This is a genomic window from Nonomuraea sp. NPDC050202 (genome assembly GCF_040656115.1).
Taxonomy (GTDB): Bacteria; Actinomycetota; Actinomycetes; order Streptosporangiales; family Streptosporangiaceae; genus Nonomuraea.
In genome coordinates, this window is sequence record NZ_JBFALF010000057.1 from 12,926 (window position 1) to 34,939 (window position 22,014).

Annotated in this window: 19 protein-coding genes and 3 pseudogenes; 11 read left to right on the top strand and 11 right to left on the bottom strand. The window is 68.1% G+C overall.

Going from position 1 to position 22,014, the window contains the following annotated elements; genetic code table 11:
* The first annotated feature begins 19 nt into the window (after nucleotides 1-19).
* Entirely contained in the window at nucleotides 20-2,389 is a 2,370-nt protein-coding gene (locus tag AB0I79_RS58780) for a LuxR C-terminal-related transcriptional regulator (protein ID WP_357893966.1), read from the top strand.
* 364 nt (nucleotides 2,390-2,753) lie between these two features.
* On the opposite strand, the gene AB0I79_RS58785 is transcribed toward AB0I79_RS58780, so the two are convergent.
* Both AB0I79_RS58785 and AB0I79_RS58790 read right to left on the bottom strand, forming a co-directional pair.
* Nucleotides 2,754-2,918, bottom strand: a complete 165-nt coding sequence (locus AB0I79_RS58785; protein ID WP_357893968.1) for a hypothetical protein — start codon at nucleotides 2,916-2,918, stop codon at nucleotides 2,754-2,756.
* Nucleotides 2,915-3,931, bottom strand: a complete 1,017-nt coding sequence (locus AB0I79_RS58790) for an AAA domain-containing protein (protein WP_357893970.1) — start codon at nucleotides 3,929-3,931, stop codon at nucleotides 2,915-2,917. Before AB0I79_RS58790 ends, AB0I79_RS58785 begins: the two co-directional genes overlap by 4 nt.
* A gap of 291 nt (nucleotides 3,932-4,222) precedes the next feature.
* Between AB0I79_RS58790 and AB0I79_RS58795 the strand changes: the two genes are divergently transcribed.
* The 6 genes and pseudogenes from AB0I79_RS58795 to AB0I79_RS58820 form a co-directional block, all read left to right on the top strand.
* Complete coding sequence (locus AB0I79_RS58795; RefSeq protein ID WP_357893972.1) at nucleotides 4,223-4,621, top strand: hypothetical protein; 399 nt, start codon at nucleotides 4,223-4,225, stop codon at nucleotides 4,619-4,621.
* Nucleotides 4,587-5,039: a hypothetical protein gene (locus AB0I79_RS58800; protein ID WP_357893974.1), complete on the top strand. Its 453-nt coding sequence runs from the start codon at nucleotides 4,587-4,589 to the stop codon at nucleotides 5,037-5,039. The genes AB0I79_RS58795 and AB0I79_RS58800 overlap by 35 nt, the downstream gene beginning before the upstream one ends.
* 38 nt (nucleotides 5,040-5,077) lie before the next feature.
* Nucleotides 5,078-5,608 (top strand): SigE family RNA polymerase sigma factor, encoded by a 531-nt coding sequence (locus tag AB0I79_RS58805; RefSeq protein ID WP_357893976.1) that lies wholly within the window; start codon nucleotides 5,078-5,080, stop codon nucleotides 5,606-5,608.
* Nucleotides 5,605-6,684, top strand: coding sequence for a permease-like cell division protein FtsX (locus AB0I79_RS58810; protein ID WP_357893978.1), 1,080 nt, complete (start codon nucleotides 5,605-5,607; stop codon nucleotides 6,682-6,684). Before AB0I79_RS58805 ends, AB0I79_RS58810 begins: the two co-directional genes overlap by 4 nt.
* Nucleotides 6,685-7,479: 795 nt before the next feature.
* Entirely contained in the window at nucleotides 7,480-8,505 is a 1,026-nt protein-coding gene (locus tag AB0I79_RS58815; RefSeq protein ID WP_357893980.1) for an FAD-binding oxidoreductase, read from the top strand.
* 120 nt (nucleotides 8,506-8,625) lie between these two features.
* Nucleotides 8,626-9,546: pseudogene (locus AB0I79_RS58820) on the top strand (CocE/NonD family hydrolase); the annotation flags it as partial.
* A gap of 160 nt (nucleotides 9,547-9,706) precedes the next feature.
* Here AB0I79_RS58820 and AB0I79_RS58825 read toward each other — a convergent pair.
* From AB0I79_RS58825 to AB0I79_RS58835, 3 genes are read right to left on the bottom strand one after another with little or no spacing between them, the layout of a single operon-like run.
* Nucleotides 9,707-10,315, bottom strand: coding sequence for a TetR/AcrR family transcriptional regulator (locus tag AB0I79_RS58825; RefSeq protein ID WP_357893982.1), 609 nt, complete (start codon nucleotides 10,313-10,315; stop codon nucleotides 9,707-9,709).
* Nucleotides 10,316-10,358: 43 nt separating this feature from the next.
* Entirely contained in the window at nucleotides 10,359-11,375 is a 1,017-nt protein-coding gene (locus AB0I79_RS58830; RefSeq protein WP_357893984.1) for an NAD-dependent epimerase/dehydratase family protein, read from the bottom strand.
* Nucleotides 11,376-11,386: 11 nt separating this feature from the next.
* Nucleotides 11,387-12,532, bottom strand: a complete 1,146-nt coding sequence (locus AB0I79_RS58835; protein ID WP_357893986.1) for an FAD-dependent oxidoreductase — start codon at nucleotides 12,530-12,532, stop codon at nucleotides 11,387-11,389.
* A 423-nt stretch (nucleotides 12,533-12,955) separates the two neighbouring features.
* On the opposite strand from AB0I79_RS58835, the pseudogene AB0I79_RS58840 reads away from it, so the two are divergent.
* Nucleotides 12,956-13,399: pseudogene (locus AB0I79_RS58840) on the top strand (PEP/pyruvate-binding domain-containing protein); the annotation flags it as partial.
* Nucleotides 13,400-14,251: 852 nt separating this feature from the next.
* On the opposite strand, the gene AB0I79_RS58845 reads toward AB0I79_RS58840, so the two are convergent.
* Together AB0I79_RS58845 and AB0I79_RS58850 are read right to left on the bottom strand one after the other, a co-directional pair.
* A complete protein-coding gene (locus AB0I79_RS58845) occupies nucleotides 14,252-14,605 on the bottom strand; it encodes a hypothetical protein (protein ID WP_357894082.1) in 354 nt (117 codons plus the stop codon).
* Nucleotides 14,563-15,003: a hypothetical protein gene (locus tag AB0I79_RS58850; RefSeq protein ID WP_357894088.1), complete on the bottom strand. Its 441-nt coding sequence runs from the start codon at nucleotides 15,001-15,003 to the stop codon at nucleotides 14,563-14,565. The genes AB0I79_RS58845 and AB0I79_RS58850 overlap by 43 nt, the downstream gene beginning before the upstream one ends.
* Nucleotides 15,004-16,196: 1,193 nt before the next feature.
* Between AB0I79_RS58850 and AB0I79_RS58855 the strand changes: the two genes are divergently transcribed.
* Entirely contained in the window at nucleotides 16,197-16,346 is a 150-nt protein-coding gene (locus tag AB0I79_RS58855) for a hypothetical protein (RefSeq protein ID WP_357893989.1), read from the top strand.
* Nucleotides 16,347-16,512: 166 nt separating this feature from the next.
* On the opposite strand, the gene AB0I79_RS58860 is transcribed toward AB0I79_RS58855, so the two are convergent.
* The 3 genes and pseudogenes from AB0I79_RS58860 to AB0I79_RS58870 all read right to left on the bottom strand — a co-directional run bounded on the left by AB0I79_RS58860 (nucleotide 16,513) and on the right by AB0I79_RS58870 (nucleotide 18,980).
* Nucleotides 16,513-17,499 carry an FtsX-like permease family protein gene (locus tag AB0I79_RS58860; protein ID WP_357893992.1) on the bottom strand — a complete coding sequence of 329 codons (987 nt, stop codon included), beginning with the start codon at nucleotides 17,497-17,499 and terminating at the stop codon, nucleotides 16,513-16,515.
* Between the two features lie 130 nt (nucleotides 17,500-17,629).
* Nucleotides 17,630-17,791, bottom strand: a pseudogene (locus AB0I79_RS58865) (isoquinoline biosynthesis protein); the annotation flags it as partial.
* A gap of 223 nt (nucleotides 17,792-18,014) precedes the next feature.
* Nucleotides 18,015-18,980 carry a hypothetical protein gene (locus tag AB0I79_RS58870; RefSeq protein WP_357893995.1) on the bottom strand — a complete coding sequence of 322 codons (966 nt, stop codon included), beginning with the start codon at nucleotides 18,978-18,980 and terminating at the stop codon, nucleotides 18,015-18,017.
* 656 nt (nucleotides 18,981-19,636) lie between these two features.
* On the opposite strand from AB0I79_RS58870, the gene AB0I79_RS58875 reads away from it, so the two are divergent.
* Nucleotides 19,637-20,773: a lipid II flippase MurJ gene (locus AB0I79_RS58875; protein ID WP_357893997.1), complete on the top strand. Its 1,137-nt coding sequence runs from the start codon at nucleotides 19,637-19,639 to the stop codon at nucleotides 20,771-20,773.
* A gap of 196 nt (nucleotides 20,774-20,969) precedes the next feature.
* Here AB0I79_RS58875 and AB0I79_RS58880 read toward each other — a convergent pair whose 3' ends face one another.
* Nucleotides 20,970-21,182 (bottom strand): hypothetical protein, encoded by a 213-nt coding sequence (locus AB0I79_RS58880; protein WP_357894000.1) that lies wholly within the window; start codon nucleotides 21,180-21,182, stop codon nucleotides 20,970-20,972.
* Nucleotides 21,183-21,250: 68 nt separating this feature from the next.
* Here AB0I79_RS58880 and AB0I79_RS58885 point away from each other — a divergent pair, with 68 nt between their 5' ends.
* Nucleotides 21,251-21,790: a hypothetical protein gene (locus AB0I79_RS58885; protein ID WP_357894003.1), complete on the top strand. Its 540-nt coding sequence runs from the start codon at nucleotides 21,251-21,253 to the stop codon at nucleotides 21,788-21,790.
* The last annotated feature ends 224 nt before the right edge of the window (nucleotides 21,791-22,014 follow it).

A 22,014-nucleotide genomic window follows, 5' to 3' on the forward strand; every position in this document is an offset into this window, starting at 1 on the left:
TGCGTTGATAGCATGAAGTGTGGCTCCAGGGGTGGTGTCGAAGCAGGCGGGCGACAACCTTCCGGCCGACAGCAAGGAGATCGTTGGGCGTCGGCGCGAGGCAGCCGACGTCAGGCGGTTGTTGTCGTCCGCGCGAGTGCTGACGCTCACCGGCCCCGGAGGGGTGGGCAAGACGCGCCTTGCCGTCTACGTGGCGGCAACCGTGCGGCGAGCGTTCTCCGACGGCGTATGGCTGGTGCAACTGGCCTCTCTGCAGGACGGGAAGCTGCTGGGCCGCGCGGTGGTCGAAACGCTGGGTGTGCGTGCCGGTGCGTCGCGTTCCTCCATGGAGACACTGATTGACCATCTGAGGGGCAAGCAGGCGCTGCTGGTGCTGGACAACTGCGAGCATCTGATCGACGCCTGCGCCGCCTTCGCCGACGCGCTCATCCGAGCCGTTCCCGAGGTGCGGATCCTGGCCACCAGCCGGGAATCGCTGGGTGTCCAGGCCGAGATCCGGTACGTCGTGCCGCCGTTGTCGCTGCCACCGGCCGGGGTGGACCTGACAGCCGATGACCTGCACCGGCACGAGGCGGTTGCCCTGTTCTTCGAACGGGCCAAGGCCATCGATCCGACGTTCGACCTGGCCGCCAACTACCGCGGCACGGCCGAGCTGTGCCGGCTGGTCGACGGCATTCCGCTGGCCATCGAGCTGGCCGCGGTGTGGTTGCGTGTCCTCTCCCTCGATCAGATCATCGACAGGCTCGGCGATCACCTGCATCTCCTGACACAGGGATACCGCACCGCCACGCCCCGGCATCAGACGTTGCGAGCCCTGGTCGGCTGGAGTTTCAACCTCTGTTCGCCTCAGGAGCAGGTGCTCTGGCAGCGGCTGTCGGTTTTCGCCGGTGGCTTCGACCTGGGCGCGGCCGAGGAGGTGTGCTCTGGCGACGGGCTGACCCGCGAGGATCTCCTGCCGCTGCTCGCGTCACTCATCGACAAATCCGTCCTGATGTTCGATCACAGCGGCGCCCCCGCGCGCTACGGGATGCTGGAGATGCTGCGCCAGTACGGTGCTGAGCGGCTGGCCGACAGCGGTTCGCAGGGCGCCGTACGCGACCGCCACCTCGATCACTTTCGGCGGCTGGCCGAACGGACGCAGGCGGGCTGGTTCACCCCTTCGCAGGCCGACCACTACACCAGCGTGGTCCACGAGATGCCGAACTTCAGGGTGGCGCTCGAGCACGCCCTCGGTGATCCGGCTCGTACCGAGGCGGGCCTGAAGATCATCATCCGGCTGTACGGATACTGGGTGTACTCCGGCGGCTTCAGCGAGGCCCGCTATTGGCTCGATCGTGCGCTTCAACTGGTGCGGAGCAGGAATCCGGTGCGGTTCAGGGCACTGGCGACGGAGTCGCTGTTCGCCCTGATGCAAGGGGAGGTCGACGCGGCGAAGCCGCTCATCGCCGAATGCGCCGCCCTGGCCCGTGACCAGCACGACGGCAGCGCGGAGGCGATGGTCAAGTTCCTGTCCGGCAGGCTCGCCCTGCTGGTCGGCGACTACGGCAGCGCGGTCGACCAGATGGAGGCCGCCGTCGGCTGGTACGAGGCGAACGCAGGCACGCTCACCGAGGACGACGTGCTGCAGGGGCCATTCCTGCCCGCCTTCTACCTGGCGTTGGCGGCCGCGTTCGGCCGTGACCCGCGCGCCGCCGCGTTCGCGGCCCGATGCCGCAAGACGGCCGAGGACGCCGGCGCACAGGGCGAGATCTCCATGGGGGTGTGGGCCAGCGGCATGGAGCATTGGATGGCGGGGGAGACGACGCGATCGGTCGAGCTGTTCCGTACCAGTTTGCGCATCGGCCGCTCCATCGGCTACCGCTACAGCCCGGCCTGGACGATCGAGTCCCTGGCGTGGGCGACGGCCGCGCAAGGGCGGGACGAACGGGCCGCGCGCCTGCTCGGCGCGGCCGCGTCGATCCGGCGGATCCTGGGGCTGTCACTGCCTGGTTTCCAGCCCTACGCCGACGCGCACCGGGACTGCGAGGCACTGTTGCGTGCCAGGCTGGGCGAAGCGGCGTTCGACGAGGCCGTCGAGCAGGGCGCCGGGCTCGACATCGACGAGGCCGTCGCCTACGCCCTGGAGGATCCCGGGCGCCCGGCCGAGGCCGAATCCGCCGCCGAGCCGGAGCAGCGTCCCGAGGCGGCGGAGCTGACCCGGCGCGAGTTGGAGGTGGCCGGCCTCATCGCTCAGGGGGCGCGTAACAAGGAGATCGCCGCCCGGCTCGTCATATCGCAGCGCACGGCCGAGGCGCACGTGGAGCACATCCTGACCAAGCTGGGCTTCACCTCACGCGCGCAGATCGCCGCCTGGTACGTCGACCACGTCGCTCCATCGCCGCAGGAGTAGGCGCGCCGGCGCCGGTGGGGTCGCGGTCGGAACGCCTCGGAGATGTCCAGGAGAGATGGTCGTCCGTGACCTCGACGATTGCGCGGCGGGCGTCGGGCCGGGAGCGCCGACCTCGAGCACGAGGTCGCCCGCGCACAGGATCAGCCGGGACGCCCCGCCGCGCGGGTGTGCAGATCCATCATCTCCTTGTCGAAGGGCGGTTCCGGCCCTACGACAGGGATGTCGGGTGTGACCTCGGGCGTCGGGTTGGGTCGGACCGCGGCGCCCTGCCGTGATTGCTCACAGTGGGTTTCCCCCGTCCCGCCCGCCGCACCCGGCGTGCGTGTCTCCACGCACCGGGCGCTCCACGTGCCTTGCCCGCTGGTCAGCCGCTCGCAGCGGCTGCCAGGTTCGGGGTCCAGGGGGTTGCGATGTTGCCGCCGCGATAGCGGTAGCGCTCCACCTTGACGCTGGATGCGCCGGTGAAGGCAACTCCTTGATGGGCGATCCTCCAGCCCTTGTCGCAGAGGCGGCGTTTGAACTCGGTCATCCCGAGCCGGGCCTTGCCCGCGTATTTCCGGCGGATCCACCGCAGCAACCGGCCCCACGCATGGGAGTCGATCGCGCCGAGCCGTTCTCCCACCGCACGGTGGCCAGCTCTGATGTCAGCCTTGAGGTGTCGACGAGCGCGATCTCGTCGGATGTCTGCCGGCCAGTCAGGAGGCGGTCGCCGTAGGCGAGCAGGTTGGCCAGTTCGGTGATGGCCGGGCCGAACCGGTATTGGGTGGTGAGTGTGACACAGCCGGGCACGGGGCGTTGCCCGTCGATGCCGAGGGTGGTGAAGGCGTCATGGGTGAGCCAGGTCGTGACCGCATCGGGGTGCGGCTCGGGCAGGTCCACGATGGGCAGGCTCTGCATGGGGTCGCCGAGCAGCGTGGCACCGGAGGTGGCCTTGCTGATGGCGTACAGCACTTCGGCCGGATAGCTCGCGGCGGCCTCGTCGATGATCACGTGGTCGTAGGAGCGCTTGTGCAGGGCCGGCCGCATGCGAAGCATGGCATGTGTCGTCGCGACCACCTGTGCCGCATCAATGAGCTCCTGCTCGGCGTCGTGCTGAAGCCGCCGGAGCTTGTCGAGGACCTTCTCGTGCTGCCGCTCCAGATCGGTGAGCTGCCGCATCGGTTCCTGCGGGGCGGCGCGCAGCCTGCTCATGCGGGCATGCACGGTGAGCAGCCCGGCCTCGTCGGCCTGCGCTGTCAGCCGCAAGTCGCTGGCTGAAGGCTCGGGCGCGCGCTGCGTGGTGTGCAGGGCGTGCTCGGCTTGACGGAGTTCCGCCTCCGCCTGGTGAAGCAACTGACGTGCTGCCACGGCCTCGGCACTCAGCAGGGCGAACTCGGCGTCGAGGCGGTCGATGTCGCTCACCGAGCAGGAAGCGGCCTGGTTGTAGGCGGCGATGCGTTGCTGCAGTTCGGGGCCCGTATGTGCCAGGGCTTCGTTAACCTGCTCAAGCCGTCCACGGCTGGCTGCGAGGGTCTCCTGAGCGTCAGCGATGTCACCGCGCAAAGCCGTGAGCCCGGCTCGGCGCAGCCGCTTCTGTGAACGATCTCGATATTCCCCACCCCTGGCTCTGCGTAATTCCCCAGGGTCTGGCCGTGTTCTTTTCTAGATGATTGATGCCAAGGCGTAGCTGCGGAACGAGGGTGCCCAAGCTCGATGTGTGACGAAAGAGTTAGACACCCTCGCAACCGCACTGTGCGTGCGGATCGACGATGTGTTGAAGGCCCAGAAAACCCACAGCTGGCTCCGTGGCGGCCGAAGGTCGGCATCGCGCCCAGGCTCGGCGATGCCGAGCTGGTGACCCTGGCCGTGCTGTCGGCGCTGCTGGGCTTCACCTCCGAGCGCCGCTGGCTGCGGCACGCCCGCGCCGAGCTGGGCGCGATGTTCCCGCACCTGCCGGGCCAGAGCGGCTACAACCGGCGGCTACGCAACGCCTGCGAGCTGGTCAGGCACATGATCCGGATCCTGGCCGCCGACACCTCGCTGTGGAGTGACGACGTCTGGGTGGCCGATTCCACGCCGATCGAGTGCGGCAGCTCCCGGGAGACGGCCCGCCGCTCGGCGCTGGCCGGGTGGGCGGAGTACGGCTACTGCGCCTCCCACTCCCGCTACTTCTCGGGGGCTGCGGCCGCACCTGCTGTGCACGCTGGGCGGGCTCCCGGTGCTGTGCGCCCTCAGCGGCGCCAAGGCCGATGAGCGCGAGGTACTGCCCGGCATGCTGCAGGCCGCACCCGATGTGCTGGCCGCTCATCCGGAGCAGACGATCATCGCCGATCGGCACTCCTACGGTCGCCTCTTCGAGGCCGAGCTCACCGAGCGTGAACTGCACCTGCTGCGCCCGGCCCGCCAGGGCGAGCCCGAACGGCCCGGCGCAGCGCTGTTCAAACCGTTGCGCCAGAGCATCGAGTCGATCAACCAGACCCTCAAGAGCCAGCTGGACCTGGAACGCCACGGCGGCCGCTCCGCCGTCGCTCATCCGCACGGCCCCGCGCCGGGATCGGGCTTTTGGTGGTCAAGGTTTGCTGTTCCCCAGCGTAGAAGCCGCCCGCAGCACCCGCAGAGAGGCGCAGAAACGGTGACGTCCGGCGCGAGATGGCTGAAGAAATTCGCTTGAAGCAAGCAGCATGAGGGGCTCGGGAGCGTCTCTGTTACGTGGAAGCCGAACTACTCACACACCAAGAGGCCTTGATGCGACAACGGGGCATGGACGTGGCCTCGCTTTTCGCCGAGCATCATGTGGGCCTCGTCCGGTTGGCGCTCATCATGGTCGGAGACCACGCCACTGCCGAAGACGTCGTCCAGAACGCCTTCATCCGCGTTCACGCGGGCCGGGCGAAGCTGCGCGACGTCGACAAGGCGCTGGCCTACGTACGGTCGGCGGTGCTCAACTGCTGCCGGTCCGTGCTACGCAAGCGGGCACTAACGTTCCGGCGCGCCACGCCGTACGAGCCGCCGGTCTGGTCTGCCGAGAGCGCGGCGCTTGTGGGAGAGGAGCGGCGCGAGGTGCTGACCGCCCTTCAGGGCCTGCCACGCCGGCAGCGCGAGGCGTTGACGCTGCGCTACTACTGCGATCTGGCCGACCAGGAGATCGCCGACTGTATGGGGATCGGCGCGAGCACAGCCAGATCCACGATCGCACGAGGGCTGGCCGCGCTGGCCCGAACACTTGGGGAGAGTTCATGAACGATGCGACGAGCCAGGTGGAGAGGCGACTGCGTGAGGCGCTCACCGAGGCAGGGGCGACGATCGACACCAGCATGCTTCGGCCGCTGCAGGCCCCGGAGCGGCATCGGCGGTTCCACAGCAAGCCGCGGTTGGTCACCGCGACAGCCGCCGCAGCGGTCGTGGCGCTGGCGACGGCCATCATCCTGAGCGACGGCCGCTTGGGCGGGGCCAAGGACATCGTGGCGAGCAGCCCCGAACTGGCGCAGAGCGACAAGGCCGATTTGCTCCTGTTCTTCTGCTCCAGCACCGCGCAACCGCAGGAACCCAAGTGCCAGGGGCGCGACGCCACGCAGGACGATTTTCGGCGCATCGAAGAAGCCGTGTGGCAGACTCCGGGCGTCGTGGACGTGCTCTTCGTCAGCCAGGCTCTCGCCCTTGACAATTTCCGCAGCGATTTCGCCCGCAACACGGCGCTGCTCAGAAAGATCAAGGTCGCCGACATGCAGCCGATTCTCCGGGTGAAACTCGCCGAGGGCTTCGACCCCATGCAGGTGATACAGCACCTACAGGCGACGCCCGGCGTCGCGGGTCTTCATCCCCCAGCCGCCAAGCAGACCCCTGCGTACAAGCAGGAGTCGTCGCAGGTCAGGGTCTCTGTGTGTGCGCAAGGCTCACCGTTGCCAGCGTGCGGCGGCACGATGCCCTCCGCCGACGGGCCCGTCTCCACCGACGATGAAGGCAAGCATGGCAAGAAGATTACACAGGCGCAGAAGAACGTCCTGCGCAAGATGATCAACTCGATGCCCGAGGTGGAGTCATTCGTCTTCGAGACCCAGCAAGCGGCGTATGAGAAATTCCGGATCGCGTATGCGAAGAACAAGAAGCTGCTTGAGGCGACCAAGGTGTCGGACATGCCGGAGAGCTTTCTAGTGACGCTGAAGGTGGGCGCCAGTGGGGAGGAGGTGGGCAACAGGCTGAGGCAGCAGCCGGGAGTTGCCCAAGTCGTCAACCAGTCATGTATGTTCGAACAGCTCAAGCTGCTCATCGACTACAGGCTGTCCATACCTGACGGCCAGGCATGCGCGCACCTGTAGTTGTCCGATGGCATGGCAGCAGCGCCCACCTCCGGCATCCTTGCGGCGGGATCCCGAAGGCCATCCTCGGTGTGCCTTTACGGCGAACGTTGCAAGCAATGGGGACTGATCCGTGGAGAAACCTCTGCGCGGGCGTCACATGCAGCGTCTGACGGAGGTCTCATGCCCTCCGTAAGGCCAGGCTTGCCCTGCTCGGGTAGCGTCTGCTGCTTCATCGCGTCCCGCCGGGGCACACCATGGCGGTCGATCCGTCGGTCCAGACGTGATCGTCTTTGATCGCCGCGTGGGGCCGCCGTCCTGGCGATGTCGTGGCCAGCAAGCGAACGCTGCGGAGGGACACGAGGTGGGTGTCCGGCGGAGAGGGCGCCGAGCAGGTGTGCATTGTCCACCGCCGGCAGCACGCCGCCGCTCGGGTGTCAGCGGCCATCGGTCCCTCCCCCGGCCGACGCTACGAGCCGTCTGGGTAAGCGAGGGCGATGTCACAGCGCCGTCTGGTTCACGCCGTCAGGTCAACCACGTACTCGAACGCGGCGGCGTACGAAGGTTCGTTCCTCCTGGTCGCATCCAAGGGAGAACGCCTTGCGCTGTCAGGGGAGAACTGAACTTCCACACGACCGCTCTGCGTCTCATCCTGTTCGCTCCGGCAGCTGGCACGAGTGCAGCGCCCGAGGCCAGCACCAACGCCTTGAGACCCGTCCTCATCACTCAGCCCCATCAACGAAGATGTTTTCGTTCAGGACGTCGCCCCGGAGTCGGTGGAGACGGTGGTGTGCCTGTCTTGCTAGAACACTTGGCATGGCGGATCGCAACATCGTCGTGGTTGGCGCTGGCATCATCGGGGCGTCACTGGCGTACCACCTGGCCGGGCGCGGCCGGCCTGTCACGTTGATCGATGCAGGCATGCCTGCATCGGGCGCCACACGCGCTTCTTTCGCCTGGATCAGACGATCGGTCGTCAGCGACTTGCCCTCAGCGCCGCTGCGTTACCTCGCCCTGGAGGAGTACCGGCGGCTGGAAAGGGAGCTCCCCGAATTGTCGATCCGCTGGTCAGGTTCGCTGAGCTGGGACGGCTTCGACGAGGCCCCTGGGCCGCGTACAGACGATGTCGGAGCGCTGGAACCGCGACTGCTCGATCCCCCGGCCGTGGCCATCCATCGCCAGGAAGATGCAGCGTTCGACCCGGTCGCGGCGACCGATCTGCTGGTCGCCGCCGCGCGCGATCGCGGCGCGCGGTTGCTGACGGGGGTGCTGGCGACTGCCCTCTGCCACCAGGCGGGTACGGTGAGCGGTGTCCAGACGACCGCCGGGGTTATTCCTGCTGAGACCGTCGTCTTGGCCGCCGGTACCGGCACGGTGGCGTTGTGCTCTGGGATCGGCATCACCCTGCCCGTCGAGCCGTCGCCCGCTGTCCTTGTCCGGTTGCGCGCAGCGCCGGGCCTGGTCCGAACGATCATCGCGACGCCGTCGCTGGAGGCCCGACAGCTCGACGACGGTACTGTCCTGGCCCCCACGGCCTACACCGGTGAGACGGACCAGGCCGCGCTGCTCAGGACTGCCCGGAGGGTCCGCGATCGGTTCGCTGCTTCCTTCATCGGAGCCAGCGACACGAAGATTGTCTCCGTCGAGATCGGCTGGCGCCCGATGCCTACCGACGGGGAACCGATCATAGGTCGGCCTGCCGGCACCCGGGGACTGTACGTCGCCGTCATGCACTCGGCGATCACCCTGGCCGCCGCCGCTGGCCGCCTTGCCGCTACCGAGGTCCTCACCGGGTCACCAGCCCCCGAACTCAGCGGTTGCCGTCCGGACCGGTTCCACTGATTCCCTTGGCGACGACCTGACCGTGCGAACGTTGCACTTGGCTGCCACCTGACACGCTGAGGATCCGGAGTCTGAGGCACATCGATGCTCTGAACCGGCTGGTCGCCGAAACGCGGCTTCCACGTCGTGGTCGTCAGTAGCCGGGGAACCTGCGGATCGGGAGGGACGCTCACCCCCTTCGTCTCCGAGCGCGACGACGGTCTGGCCGTCCTGGAGTGGCTGCGCCGGCAGCCGTGGTTCACCGGCGAGCTGGGCACTGTGGGACAGAGTTACAACGGCTACACGCAGTGGGCGATCGCCGCCGGCGCCGGGCCCGAGCTGCGGGCCATGAGCACCTCGCTGATCGGATCCAACGCCTACGACCTGGTCTACCCGGGCGGCGCACTGGCTCTCGAGCTCTTCCTCGGCTGGATCAGCATGGTCGCCAACCAGGAGAAGCCGCTGCCCGTCTACCTGTCCACCGTGGCGTTAGGCGGCAAGAGGCGGGCACGGGCCGCTCGCCTTCTCCCGCTCACCGAGGCCGACTCCATCGCCATCGGCGCCGTGGCCCCGCACTGGCGGGACTGGCTCGCACACCCCAACGCCGATGACCCGTGGTGGTCGCCCGGCGACCACAGCCAGGCGGCCCCGGCGGTGACCGCCCCCAACCACCTGGCCAGCGGCTGGGACGACTTCGCGCTGCCCGGCCTGGTCCGCGATTACCAGGCACTGCGCAAGGCGGGGCGCCAGCCGTACCTCACCATCGGGCCGTGGCGGCACTGGGACGCCGAGCTGTCGATGACCGCCCTGCGCGAAAGCCTCACCTGGCTCCGCGCCCACCTGCTCAAAGAGCGGAACGGGCTGCGCACAACACCGGTGCGCATCTACGTCAGGGGTGCCGAGGAGTGGCGCGACCTGCCGGCCTACCCGCCCGACGAGGTACGGCCGCAGCGCTTCTACCTGCACATGAACGGCGGTCTGGGAGGCGATCTGCCGACTGACTCCGCACCCGGCCGCTACCGCTGCCTATCCGCGCTGGGACCGCAACCTCGGTACCGGTGAGCCGCCCGCCACCGCGAGCGCGATGCGCGTGGCCGACCAGCAGGTTCATCACGACCCCCGCCGGCCCTCCGCCCTCATCCTGCCGGTCTGCTGAGCGGAAAGGCGCCATCGTGTCGCACCACCGGCCGCTGCCGCGAGCGTGCGCCCCCTGTCCGCCTCGTTACTGCTCCGGGCGGGTGAGGCCGGTGGCGACGATGTCGATGAGCCTGTCCAAAACCTTCGGGTACAGGTCCGGACGGGCCAGCCGGTCACGGTGCAGCGGCATCATGAGGACGGACTGCAGCACGCCGACGATCACCTCCGGGTCGTCGCCGGCGAGGTCGTCGCTGTGTTCGGCCAGGTAGGCCGCCAGCGCGGTGACCGGGTTGTCCGGTGCGGAGGTCACCCGCTCGGGATCCAGCTTCGTGACCACGGCCTCCATCTCCTCGGGGTGGGTCATCAGCCTGCCGTAGAGGGGGTTGCCGTCCAGCTCGGCCAGCGTGGCGTGCAGGAAGGCGCGCAGCCCGGCGCGGGTGCCGCTCTCCTTACGCAGCGCTCCGTCGATGACCCTGCTCTTGACCTCGGCCATCTGGGCGAGCATCAGCTCCAGGTAGAGCGCTTCCTTGGAGTCGAAGAAGACGTAGAAGGTGCTCTTGGCGATGCCGGTCCCGGCGGTTAGGTCCTCCAGGGAGGTCTTGCGCAGGCCCTGCGTGGTGAACAACTTCAGGCCGTTGTCCAGGAGCAGCCGCGTGATACGCGTCTTCTCCGCGGCCGAGAAGGCGGGAGGCATGAGGTGCACCTTCCGATGGTCGAAACATGTTGATCGAATGTTTTCACGTGGTGCGGCGAGCCCGGACCAGCTCCAGGATGTGCTGTTCCTGCGCCGGGTCGAACCATTGGGCCGGGGACGGGGTATCGGGGCGAGGGGCGGGATCGCCTTCGCGCTGCAGCCAGGCCCAGGTGTCGGCCAGGGTCTCGCGCAGGGGCCGGAGGCTGATCCCGGCCGCCAGGGCGGCGGAGACGTCGGCGTCGTGCAGGCCCGTCGGGCAGGGGTTGCCGGGGTAGCGCAGCCCGAACTCCATGCCGAGCGGGAAGTTCTCCCGCTCCAGCAGCTCGGCGGGCGCCCACACCAGCTCGGCATTTGAGCCGATCACCTGCGAGGCCGTGGTGAGCAGGTCGCCGATCGTGGTGTGCCCGGCCGGTCCGGCGACGTTGAACGCCCCGCCGGTGCCGCGTTCGGCCGCCGCCAGCATCCAGGCCGCCAGGTCGATCGCGTCGATGTACTGCAGGGCCGCGCCGGCCGGTCCCGGGGCGAGCACGGGGCCGCCCCGTTCGAGCCGCCGCAGCCACCAGGGGACCCGCCCGACGTCCTCGTACGGGCCGAGGATCATGCCCGCCCTGGCCAGCAGCGCACGCTCGCCGAACGCCTCCAGCACGGCCAGCTCGCCACCGCGCTTGGCCGCGGCGTAGTCGGTGCCGTCCTGGCTGCCGGGATCACCGACTACGAGCGGCGCGCTCTCGTCGGCTCCGGCCGGCCAGGGCCAGGCGTAGACGGCGCGGCTGGAGACGTAACCGTAGTGCCCCGTCCGGCCGGCCAGCAGCCCGGCACTGTCCCGGACCACGCTCGGCGCCCACGCCCAGGTGTCGATCACGGCGTCCCAGGAACGGCCGCCCAGCGCCTGTCGCACCGCACCTGGGACGGTGCGATCGGCGACCAGCGCTTCCACGCTCGGCGCGGGCGGGCGCGACAGCCCGCGATTGAGCGTGGTGACGGTGTCGCCGCGCCGAAGCGCGACCTCCACCACGGCACGCCCGACGTGGTGGGTGCCGCCCATCACCAGTACGTGCATCGTCAATCCCCTCAATCGGCCAGCTGGAACTTGCGCTCGATCAGCCGGCGCACCGGCCCCCACGACGACAGTCGCAGCGGAAGCTGGGTCAGCTCCAGTACCAGTGGGTTGCGCGGGGCGTAGACCCCTTTCACGCGGCGGCCGAGCTGCTGCTTCTTCTCCGCCTCCGGCCGCAGCTCGGCCTCCCATTCCGCCAGCGCGGTCAGGACGTCGTCGCCGTGGCGTTCCAACGCCGCGCCGAGCCGGTCGGCGCCACCGACGGCCAGCGAGGAGCCGTAGCCGGCGAACAGCGTCACGCACCACGCGGCGTCGCCGAGCAGCACGACCCTGCCCGTGCTCCACCGGTCCACCACCATCTGGCTGATGGTGTCGAAGTAGACCGAGTCGGCCGTCTTGAGCCCTTCCAGAGCCTGAGGGACCAGCCAGCCCATGTCGCCGTAGAGCTCGCCCAGCTCGTCCAGCGACGCCTGCGCCCGGCCGCCGTCGGTGCGGTAGCCGAAGAAGGCGGCCGTGCGGCCGTCGCCGACACTCATCATCGCGAACGTGCGCCCACGCGAGCTGATCGAGCCGGTCGTCTCCGCGGGCAGCCCCTCCGGCCGCTGCTTCAGCATGTAGACCGCCACCCGGTGTCCCAGGTCGAGCCGGTAGGCCTCTTCCGGGCCGAACACCAGCGCCCGCGTCGCCGAGTGCAGCCCGTCGGCGCCGATGAGCAGGTCGGCGTGCTCGGTGGTGCCATCGGCGAGGGTGACGCGCACCGCGTCCGCGTCCTGTTCAACGGCGGTGATCGTGGTGCCGAAGCGGATCATCGCGTGCTCCTTGACGGCCTCGTACAGCACCGCCTCGATGTCGCCGCGCAGGATGTTGAACGCCTTCCTGCCCATGGTGGCGGAGATCGTCTCGCCGCTGAGCGCGAAACGGCGCTCGCCGCTGGGCTTGCGGTAGACCAGCTCGCGCGTCACGAAGGCGCGCCGCCTCAGCTCCGGCAGGACTCCCATCCGCTCGGCCCCGTCATGGCCGATGCCGCCGAACGTCACCCCGTAGCCGCCGCCGCGGCGCTGCGGAGCCCGCTCGACCACCAGCGTCTCCCATCCCGACTGGTGTAGCCGCAGCGCCGCAGCCAGTCCGGCGATTCCCGCTCCGATGATGATGGCCCGCATGTCCGAGCCTCCCTTCCGAAGTATGTGTGTCCATAAAAACATACTGTAAATTTGTTTTCAAGGCGATCGACGGTTCTCTGTGAAGGGGCCGGCCCTGCGGCGGGCGGCTGGCTCGCCCGGTTTTTCATCGCGGTCAGCGGTCGAACCAGCCTGTTGCTGCCGGAAGCAGCAACGCGACCATGACGACCAGCGGAAGATGCAGCCAGATCCAGCGGATGACCGTCGGGTCGCCATCTGCTCGTCCGGCTCCTGGAGGCCATCAGGAACATCCCGTGTGAGCGGCGCGGCGAAGTTGTGCCGAGGCGCGGTGGTGCGGCCCTGCTCTGGTGCGCGAGCTTCGGCGGTGCTAGCGTCCGGAATGGAGCGCCGGGAAGCCTGGTCGGCATTGTTGCGCATGATGCTGGCCTTGGGAAAGCAGGCGCGATGGACCTGATCCGGCTGCCTGACATCGATGGCTCCATGCTCGGCCTCGCGGGCGGTAAGGCCGCCGGACTCGGGGAGATGATCAAGGCGGGGGAGCGAGTTCCCGACGGCTTCTGCCTGACCGTCGAGTCCTGCCGGTCGGGGCGTCTGCCAGAGAAGGAGCTGGTCGAGGCGTACGAGCGGCTCGGCGGCGGCCGGGTCGCGGTTCGCTCCAGCGCCACCGCAGAAGACCTGCCGGAGGCCAGCTTCGCCGGCCAGCAGGACACCTGTCTCAACGTCGAAGGCCCAGGTGAGCTGATCGACGCGGTTCGCCGCTGCTGGGACTCACTGTTCACCGAGCGCGCCGTCGCCTACCGCGCCGCCGCAGGCGTCGATGACGCGGCCATGGCCGTGGTGGTCCAGCGGATGATCGACCCGGTCGCGGCCGGTGTGATGCTCACCGCGGGCTGCCGCCGAATTCGTAAGGCTTGTGAAGAACATGTGATAACCAAACAGAACCTGAATACTGATGTGTATCGGACTCGAAGCTCGCAAATCAGTCAGGGTGGCTCGTGCCCCTCATCGGGTCTTAGGGACGTTCAGCTGGCGCCGCAACAACAGGTTCTCGCCGTGCGCCTGCTCCAACGCTCGGCGTAGCTCACCCACCTGCTGCCGGTGGGCGGTCTTCAGTCGTGCGATCTCCGCGGTCAAGGCAAGCACCACGCTGTCCATCGCGCCGTCCGCGGCGGCTCGCTCGGTCCTGCTGCTGTGGACGGCCGACGACGCCGAGCGTTGGCGCAGTTACTCGATGCGTCGCCGCAGGACAGAATGGCCGTACGGGAACGAATGCGACACGCCGGCCTCTCGCTGCACGGCCTGAAAGTGACCACGGAGCCCTTTTGATCAGATGCCTGATGGCCGCTTCCGCGGCCTTCACCTTGGTCTCCGACTTACGGCGCGCTGCCGTGCTGAGCGTAGCGATGCGGCGCTGCCGCCGCTGCTCGGCGGCCTCGCTAGTGGTCATGGCGTCTTCCTGCAGTGCCGGGTGGTGTCGATCGTGACCGGGGCGGGCCGACCGGTGGGTGCCCCGCCACCCTGAACCGCGCGTCCGGGCGCGGCGGACATCGAGGCCAGAAGCTTGATCAGGGCGTCGCGCTCGGCGGTTCGCTGGGCGAGCCGGACGTTGTCGGCCGGTATGGTCCCGCCGTGACGCGCTTCGAACGCCGTGGTCGTGCGGTCGATGAGCGCGGTGGTCTCGGCCGGTTGCTGCTGCAGGGAAGTGGGTGTGACTGTCGTCGGTGACGAAGACGCCGCAGGTCAAGCAGGCGTTGCCCTTGTCGCACTGCTGGAGCGGCGGCAGGAGGCAAAACCGTTGGGAAGGAAGCGGTCGGCCCGGTTGAACAGGTGCATGCCGTCGTAGTCTTCGCGGGTGAAGGTGGTCAGTGTGCCGTCGGCCTTGAACTTGCGGGTGGCGATCAGCGCCTGTTCAGCGTGCTCGTCGCGCTGGGCAACGTAGTACATCGACATTCCGGGACTGGCGTGGCCGGCGTAGCGTTGCAGCACGTGCACGGGCAGGCCGAGTTCGGCCGGCCGGGTCAGCCGGGTGTGCCGCAAGCGGCGCGCATGGCTCAGATGCACGCGCCGCCCGGTGCTGTCGGTGATCTCGGCCAGATCGCTGAAGGTCGCAAGCGCCTGGCTGTAGGAACCTCGGGAAAGGCCTTGGCGTCTGTCTCGTTGGCCTTGTGCTTGGGAAGCAGGTACTCGGTCGGCTCGCCGAACTGCTCGCGCACCCACTGCTGCTGCTCATGGATGACCACGACGACGTCAGCATCGACAGGATGGTGTCGGGCGCCTTCTCGATCTTGCTCTGGGCGTAAGGAAGGCGCGACCCGCTCTCCCCCGGCCGCCTGGACCGCGCGCCCGGTGGCGGGCGAGAGACAGTCGAACGTGCAGCGCAGGATTTCGCTCGCGCGTCGGCCGGTCAGAATCTGCAGCAGCAGCATCCGTATGACCTGGGGTTCGCCCTGCCCGGACAGGGCGCGCCGCTGACCGTTGGCGATGACGGCCACGGTTTCGGCTGGGGCGACGGCCAGTACAGGCAGGCGGTGATCTCGGCAAGAGCGTGGTCGTCGACGTAGTGGGCCTTGTTGAGGATGGGTGGCCTGGCCGGCCTGCGCTGAACCTAGTGGGCCCAGGCCGAGGGCTGACCCGGGTCGAGATGGCCCCAGGGGCTGGGGCCGAGCAGGCGGTGAGCTTCCTCGCGTTGTCGAGAGGACGGTCATGAACGCCGCGATGGCGAGCAGGTCGTTGTTCACCTTCAGGGGTCCACGCGGTCGGTTCGTATCACGGCAGCGGTTTTCCGGGGACACTGTCCCGCCGACGGAAGGCGGCTGCCGAGCGTGCGGCCTGGCTCAGGTCGGTGGCCACCCCGGTAGGACCAGGCAGAGTCTGTACCAGTGTTCGAGCCGGAGCGGCGCGGACATGCGAGGTAGATGCGTCGTGGTTGGAACGCCCGGTCTCAGCCAGCAGAACGAACAGCATGCGGTCGCGGGGCGTGTATCGAGCATGGAGTCTCAAATCAGATTGAACGCCTTAAACGTTTCATCCCGGCCTCCGTGGGGAAGCTGGCGACGCAGTTCCAGGGTCTCCATGGCCGTTGGCGGTGGCGGGAACCAGTCAGATGACAGATCCGGCGAAAGGCGGTGTCCCTTAGCGTGGCCAGCGAGTGATCAGCCCACTCTCCTGGGAGTAATCATGCAGAGAATCAAGCTGTTCGTCATGGTTTTCGTCATGGGCTTCGCTGTTGCCGTATCCGGCTTGATGGCGTCATCTGCCCACGCCGCTTCCGTCTTGTCTGCCTCCACGGCGTCCTCTCACTCGGCTACGTCCGGTTGGCACTATGCCGCCCAATACGGAACCGCAGATACGTGTGTTGAGGCGGGAAGGTCTTCGGGGCAGAAATGGAAATGTGTCCCGGTGATCTGTGCCTGCCAATATCTGTATCACCTGTATCTCTGGTATTGAGTCAGGTGCTGAACGATGCTGGGCGCGTCCAGGAGAAGGGGCGGGAGGATTCAAGGTCGCGCTTCTCTCAACGCGAGAGTAACGGCTTTGATTCATGCCCCAGCGGTGGCTCTTGGCGCCGCGACAGTCATCCACGCCGCTCGGCCAGTCCCGTGTCCGTCCCGGGGCAGCGATCACCCTCTTGCCGAAGAGTAAGTGCTCAGAACACGGATCGCAGCGGCATCCCGGTGGGTGCAGGATGCGGGAGCTGGAAGCGGGCGGCCGAATTGATTCGGAGGCTAGTGGCGTGAATTTCGCAGCGCCAATCGCCGTAGTATTCGCTCAGGCCGATCTGTTCGTCGCCGAGTTCAACTGGATCGACTGGTTGAGCGAGGGCCGGCTGCAGTAACGAACGTGTCGACCGCTACCGTTTTTCACGACCTGATCGGATCGGGCCTGGCCCATCCCGTGGTGGTCGGCGGTATCCATGAACGTGATCCTGGCGTCAAGCGCGCTGCGAAGCGTGGCGATGTTGCTCGTCGGCGCTGCGTCCGTACGCGCTGGACATGCCTGCACTACCGAGCCCGAATCCGCGCGCACCCGTTGCCGAGGACGGTCACGCGGTCGTTCAGCCCCGCGAAGCCGCCCTGCTTGCGCAGTTCCACGAGCACCCGCTTCGGGGCGACCTCCGCCTGCGCCGGAGCCATGGACGTGCTCAGCAGCGGCAGGAGCACGGGCAGGAGCACGATGCGCCAGATCCTCATGTCCTGTTGGATGTATCCGGGCCCCGATCGGCTCACCTGAGCGCGTTCACCGGCTCCATCCTGGCCCGCGCGCAGCGCCGGGTAGAGCCCGGCCAGCAGCCCGACCAGGGCTCCCGCGACCGGTGCGGCGATCGCCAGCCGCACGTCCAGCAGTGGCGTCCACTGCTGGAGGGCCGAGACCGCGACCACCGCGACCATGCCCAGGCTCGCCCCGATCACGCCGCCGGTCAGGCCGATCAGCGTGGACTCCAGCGGGAACTGCGCGGCGATGTGCCGCCTGGCCGCGCCGAGCGAGCGGCGCAGGCCGACGGCGTCGGCGACCAGCGAGAGCAGGCCGAGGATGAGGAGCGGCGCGTCGACGTCGTCTCCCGCCCTGGTGGGCGGGGGACGATCTGCAGCAGGTCGCCGTTGCCGGGGCTGAGTGCCGCCGGAGCCTGGCCTGCGATCAGGTCCGCGGCGCCCAGGCTGGTGTTGACCAGCAGCCTGGTGACGTCGCGCAGGCCGAACTGCCGGTTCACGGTGGGTGGCACGACCACGGCGGTGCTCAGGTTCTTCTCCTGGCGCAGGCCGCTGTGCACGCCGATCACCGTGTGCGCGTGCTCGCTGATGAAGATCGTCGCCGCGCAGCCTGGTCAGCCGCTTGACCGCGTGCCAGCCCGCCAGCGGCGTGCCGGTCGTGGACCTGGGCACCTCCACGGTGACGGCCGTGGCGGCCAGCTTGTCGGAGTGGCCGACGATCTGGTTGCCCGCGGTAGCGGCCACGCCGAGCGTGACGACCAGCGTGGTGATGCCGAGCACGGTGCCGAGCCGTCCACCACAGGTCCGTGAGATCGGGATCGTCGTCGTCCCTGGTGGCGGTGACCAGCTCCACCGTGCCCGTCCTGTCGACCACGGCGACCTCCACCGCGTACAGGTAGTCGACGGTGAGCCCGTGCTGCCGCGACAGCAGGCCGAAGCCGCCACCGGTCACGTGCCCGCCGAGCGCGACCGTGGACCACGAGCCGCCGGGCAGCGTCTTGCCGGTTCTCTGATACATCTTCTTGTAGAACTGGCCGAGGGTGAGGCCGGCCTCCATGCAGAAGGCCCCCATGCCATCGTCGACGTGGGCGCCGTTTCGCCGAGTGAGTGCGCGGTGAGGGCGTCCTTGGCCTCGCGCGGGGTGGTCTTCCGCTCTCGGACAAGGCCCTGCCGCATCAACGGCAGGGTCGAAATCGTCGGCCAAGGCTAACGGCGGGGCGGCTACCGTACTCGATGATCACAACTTGCCGTCCTGCATCGGGACCAGAACACCCGTCCGGAATGTCATCTGCGCATCACCGATTGAGCTTCTCCAGCGGCACAGCACTGACGGTGAATGGTAGATCGGGATTTTGGGCGTGATAATGGTCGAACTGGGCATTGACCACGAGGAGTCGATCTCCCAGCGCTGCTGAGCTGGCGGCATAGTGGAAGGTCGGGTCGGTGTATGAACGGGTGACAATGGCGCGACTCCCGGCTACATCCAGGATGTCGAGCTGGTCGGGGCTGTAGCGGGTGACGAGCAGCCGACCGCCGAGAAACGTCAGTCCATCCCCACCGTAGAGCGGCCCCTGCTCCACCGGGAGCTCGCTCACCCGACCAGTGCCCAAGTCGATCCTGAACAACTTGCCGGTATTGGACTGGACGGTGAGCAGGGAGCGGCCATGGCGCTCCAGCGCAATCCCGTTGAGGTTGAAACCGTCCTGGTATCGCACGGCTGTGCCGGTCAGATCGACGAAACGCTGAGCATGCCCGGCCACGGCGGAGGGCTTGAGCTCGGTCGCAGGAAGCCTCCAGAGTACGGGCGTGTAGGAATCGGTGAAGTAGGCGTTGCCTTCTCGGTCCAGCGCCACATCATTGATGAAGACGTTGTTGGTGAGCCCGGTGTCGAAACGGCGCACCAGTGAGCGCGTGCGGGTGTCGTACACCCACATCCGCCCGGTCACTCCCCCGGCCACGTAGAGGCGGCCCTTCGCATCGAGGCGCAGGCCCTGGGCCGTGGTCCGGCCATCGCCCGCCGACGGCAGAAAGACCTCCAGTTCGCGCCGGCCTTTCCGGCCCCGATAGATGGCCCCGTCAAAGGCGCTGCTGACGTAGAAGACCTCACGCTCGTGGTCAACGGCCACACTCTCGGGAAACACCCGGTCACCCGGGAGCTCATACAGAAGGGTCGGCCGGTCTGTCGCGGCGGACGCTGGACCGCCGGCGACAGCGGAGAGCGTCAGCAGAGGGATGCACCACCATGCGACCCCGGCTCTCATCACCATCAGCACCTTGTCTTTCGCCTGCCGTGTAGAGAATCTTGCGGGGTCGACGGTACAAAGGCGTGCATTGCGTGGAATCCGTCGAATGACCAGTGCGCAGACGGGACCAAGTCCACGCCAGTCCTATCGGCTGACTTCCCTGAAAAGAACGGCTGTGGCTCACCGGCCAGGGCGCGCGGCGATCACCGAGTCAGACGGCCGGGCAGGTGTCCGGCCGTCAGCGGCCCTGGTCGTTACGATCTCCAAATCTGCAGCGCTGCGCCTGCTGATGCGGCTGCCATCCCTGTGGATCCCGCGCGTCCTGGTGTCAATGACTTCGCGCTCAAGCACCGTCACCGCCGCCGTCACCGCCGCCCTTGACCGACCTGACCCCGCCGGATCAAAACCCACGACCCGGCTCGACATCGAACCCCGCGTGCTGTCTCCGACCTGACCCAGGAGGACGAACACAGAGTGCCCGAGACTGCACCCCTAACCCAAGAGGAGCCAATTGCCTAGAATTCGAGGTGATAAGGACGGTCAGGGCCAGACCGCGGCCACCGTGGGGCTTGGGGTTGCGGGTAGAATGCAAGGTCCTGCTGCGTTCTACGAAGTATCTCCAGGACGTGATCTAACGGACATAATCAATCCGTTGATCACTGAAGAGGAGAGGAATGCTTCATGGCGGATCAGCCGAGCTTCTTGCGGACCGGCCGGGCGATGAACTGGTGATGGGCGGAGCGGCCGCAAGTGTGCTGGTCCCGCTGCCGGTCCGTGTCGCAGCTGACGACCACATCGACACCGACCTGTTCACACAGCGGCTGCTGTCCCTGGTGCTCTACGGGCTCTCTGCGGTCGTCATTATGACGATCATCGCTGCCCCGCTCATCGTGGATCTGACCGTTCCCGGGTTCAGCTCCGTACAGCGAGGTCTGGCCGTCGACTTCACCCGAATCTTCTTGCCCCAGATACTTTTCTACGGCATCAGCGCGACACTGGCCGCAATCTTAAACGCCCGTGGCTGCTTCGCCGCTCCGATGTGGGCCCCGGTGGCCAACAACCTGATCGTCACCGCCACCGCCGGGACATTCCTACTGGTCGGCAGAACCGGCCAGATGGAGACGCTGACCCAGGGCCAGATGCTGCTGCTGTCGATCGGCACCAGCGCCGGAGTCGGCGTCCAGATGGTCGTCCTGGCGGTGGTGACCCGCCGGGCCGGCTTCCCACTTCGGCTACGCGCCAACCCGCGAGGCGTCGCGGTGCGCAGAATCGCGGCGATGGCCGGATGGACCATCGCTTCAGTGACCGCCACACAGATCGCGCTGATCGTGGTCACCCGTCTCGCATCGCAGGCCGGGCCCGGCGCGGTCAGTGTCTTCTCTAACGCGTACACCTTGTTCCAACTGCCGTACGCGGTCATCGCGGTGACCGTGATCACCGGCTTGCTGCCTCGCATGAGCCGGGCGCCAAGCGTACGCGATCTGTCTCAAGTCACCGCCGACCTCTCCCAGAGCCTGCGGCTGACCGGCGTGGCGCTGATTCCCGTAGCCGCCGCACTCGTCGTGCTCGGCCCTCATCTGACCAGCGTGAACACCGCGTACAGCTACGCCAGGCTGTCCACCCGCGACCACGCCAGGACGGCGGCGGTGCCGAGCAGGGACTCGGCGGTCATCAGGGCACGCCCGCCATGGGCGTCCAGCCAGCGGCCGACCAGCGGCGTGCACACGGCGGCGATCAGGATGGACACGGTGAGGGCGGCGACGATCTGCGCGTTGGTGGCGTGCAGGTCACGGGCCATGGTGGCGAGGTAGACGGAGAAGGCGTAGTAGAGCACGCCGTAGCCGATGGTCTGGGTGATGGCCAGTGCGGCCACGACCCGCCATCCATGGCCGGAACGGGCGGACCGCCGCCCCAACGTCGGGCGCGACATCCGGGGGCGGCGGTGTCGGGGCAGGATCTCGTACCGGGCATGCGATCAGTGCGCGGCCGTCGGCAGTGATCACCCACTCACCCGCGCGGGTCTCGGCGATGAGGCCCTGGGCCTGCAGCCGCCAGGCGAGCGTGCCTGCCATCCGGGCGATCGCGCGCGTAGCCGGGGTTGGTGCTGGGCCTGCGGGCGGCGACCAGTTCATCGGCCAGCCGGTAGGCAGGCATCGGCTCATGGCCGCAGATGAGGCGCAGCGCCTCCTTCTGCGCGGCGGTCGGGTAGCCGTCGGACATCGGGGGTTGTTCCTTTTCGGCGGCAGCCGCCGCCATCGCCGGCGGAGACCGTGGCGAGAGGGAGCGGGGTGGACAGCAGGCCGCCGCTGATGCCGGTGGCCAGGCCGACCCGCTGCTCCCGGGCCTCGGCGGAATTGGACGAGCACACGCCGGTCTCGGGCAGGTCGAGCTGCACGTTGCGAGCGGCCTCCCAGTCCCCGGCGATCGCGGCCACGACCTGGTCACGGTCACAAGAAGGACGCCGACGCCCAGATCCGGCTCCTCCTCGCCTATGGCCGCGCCTACGTCACCCCCACACCCTGGAAACCCTGGGACAGGCCGCCGACCTCAGCCCCTCCGGCGCCAGCCGCGCCTTCGAAGCCGACGAGATTGTCGAGGTCGGCGACCGTACCGGCCTGCGCCCGCCCGCCGCCAAGATCGAGGATTACGACCCCCGCGATCCCCGGCTCGGCCAGGCCAGCCGCACTCGCTGCACCTGGGGTGGCGGCGACCGCAACAACCCGTGCCCCGACGCCCCCAAGTACACCGTCACCGACAAGTCCGGCACCCGCTGGTCCTGCTGTAAGGGCCACCTCCCCCGCTACCTCGCTTCTCGGCCCTCGCGCTGAGTCACTGCCTGGGTGGCAGCTGCGGATGGCCGGGGTGGAAGCAAGGACGGCGTGGCCGACCGTCACAAGGTGACCACAACCGTGCTCAGAAAAGGGGCAGCAGCTGCGTTGGGCTGCCTATCGCGGCACGCGCGTGCGCCTGTGCCTCAGACACACAAAGATCTTTTAGGCTGTAGACACCCTCTCACCAGGGGACGGGGCCAGGGCGCCACGATCGCCTGATC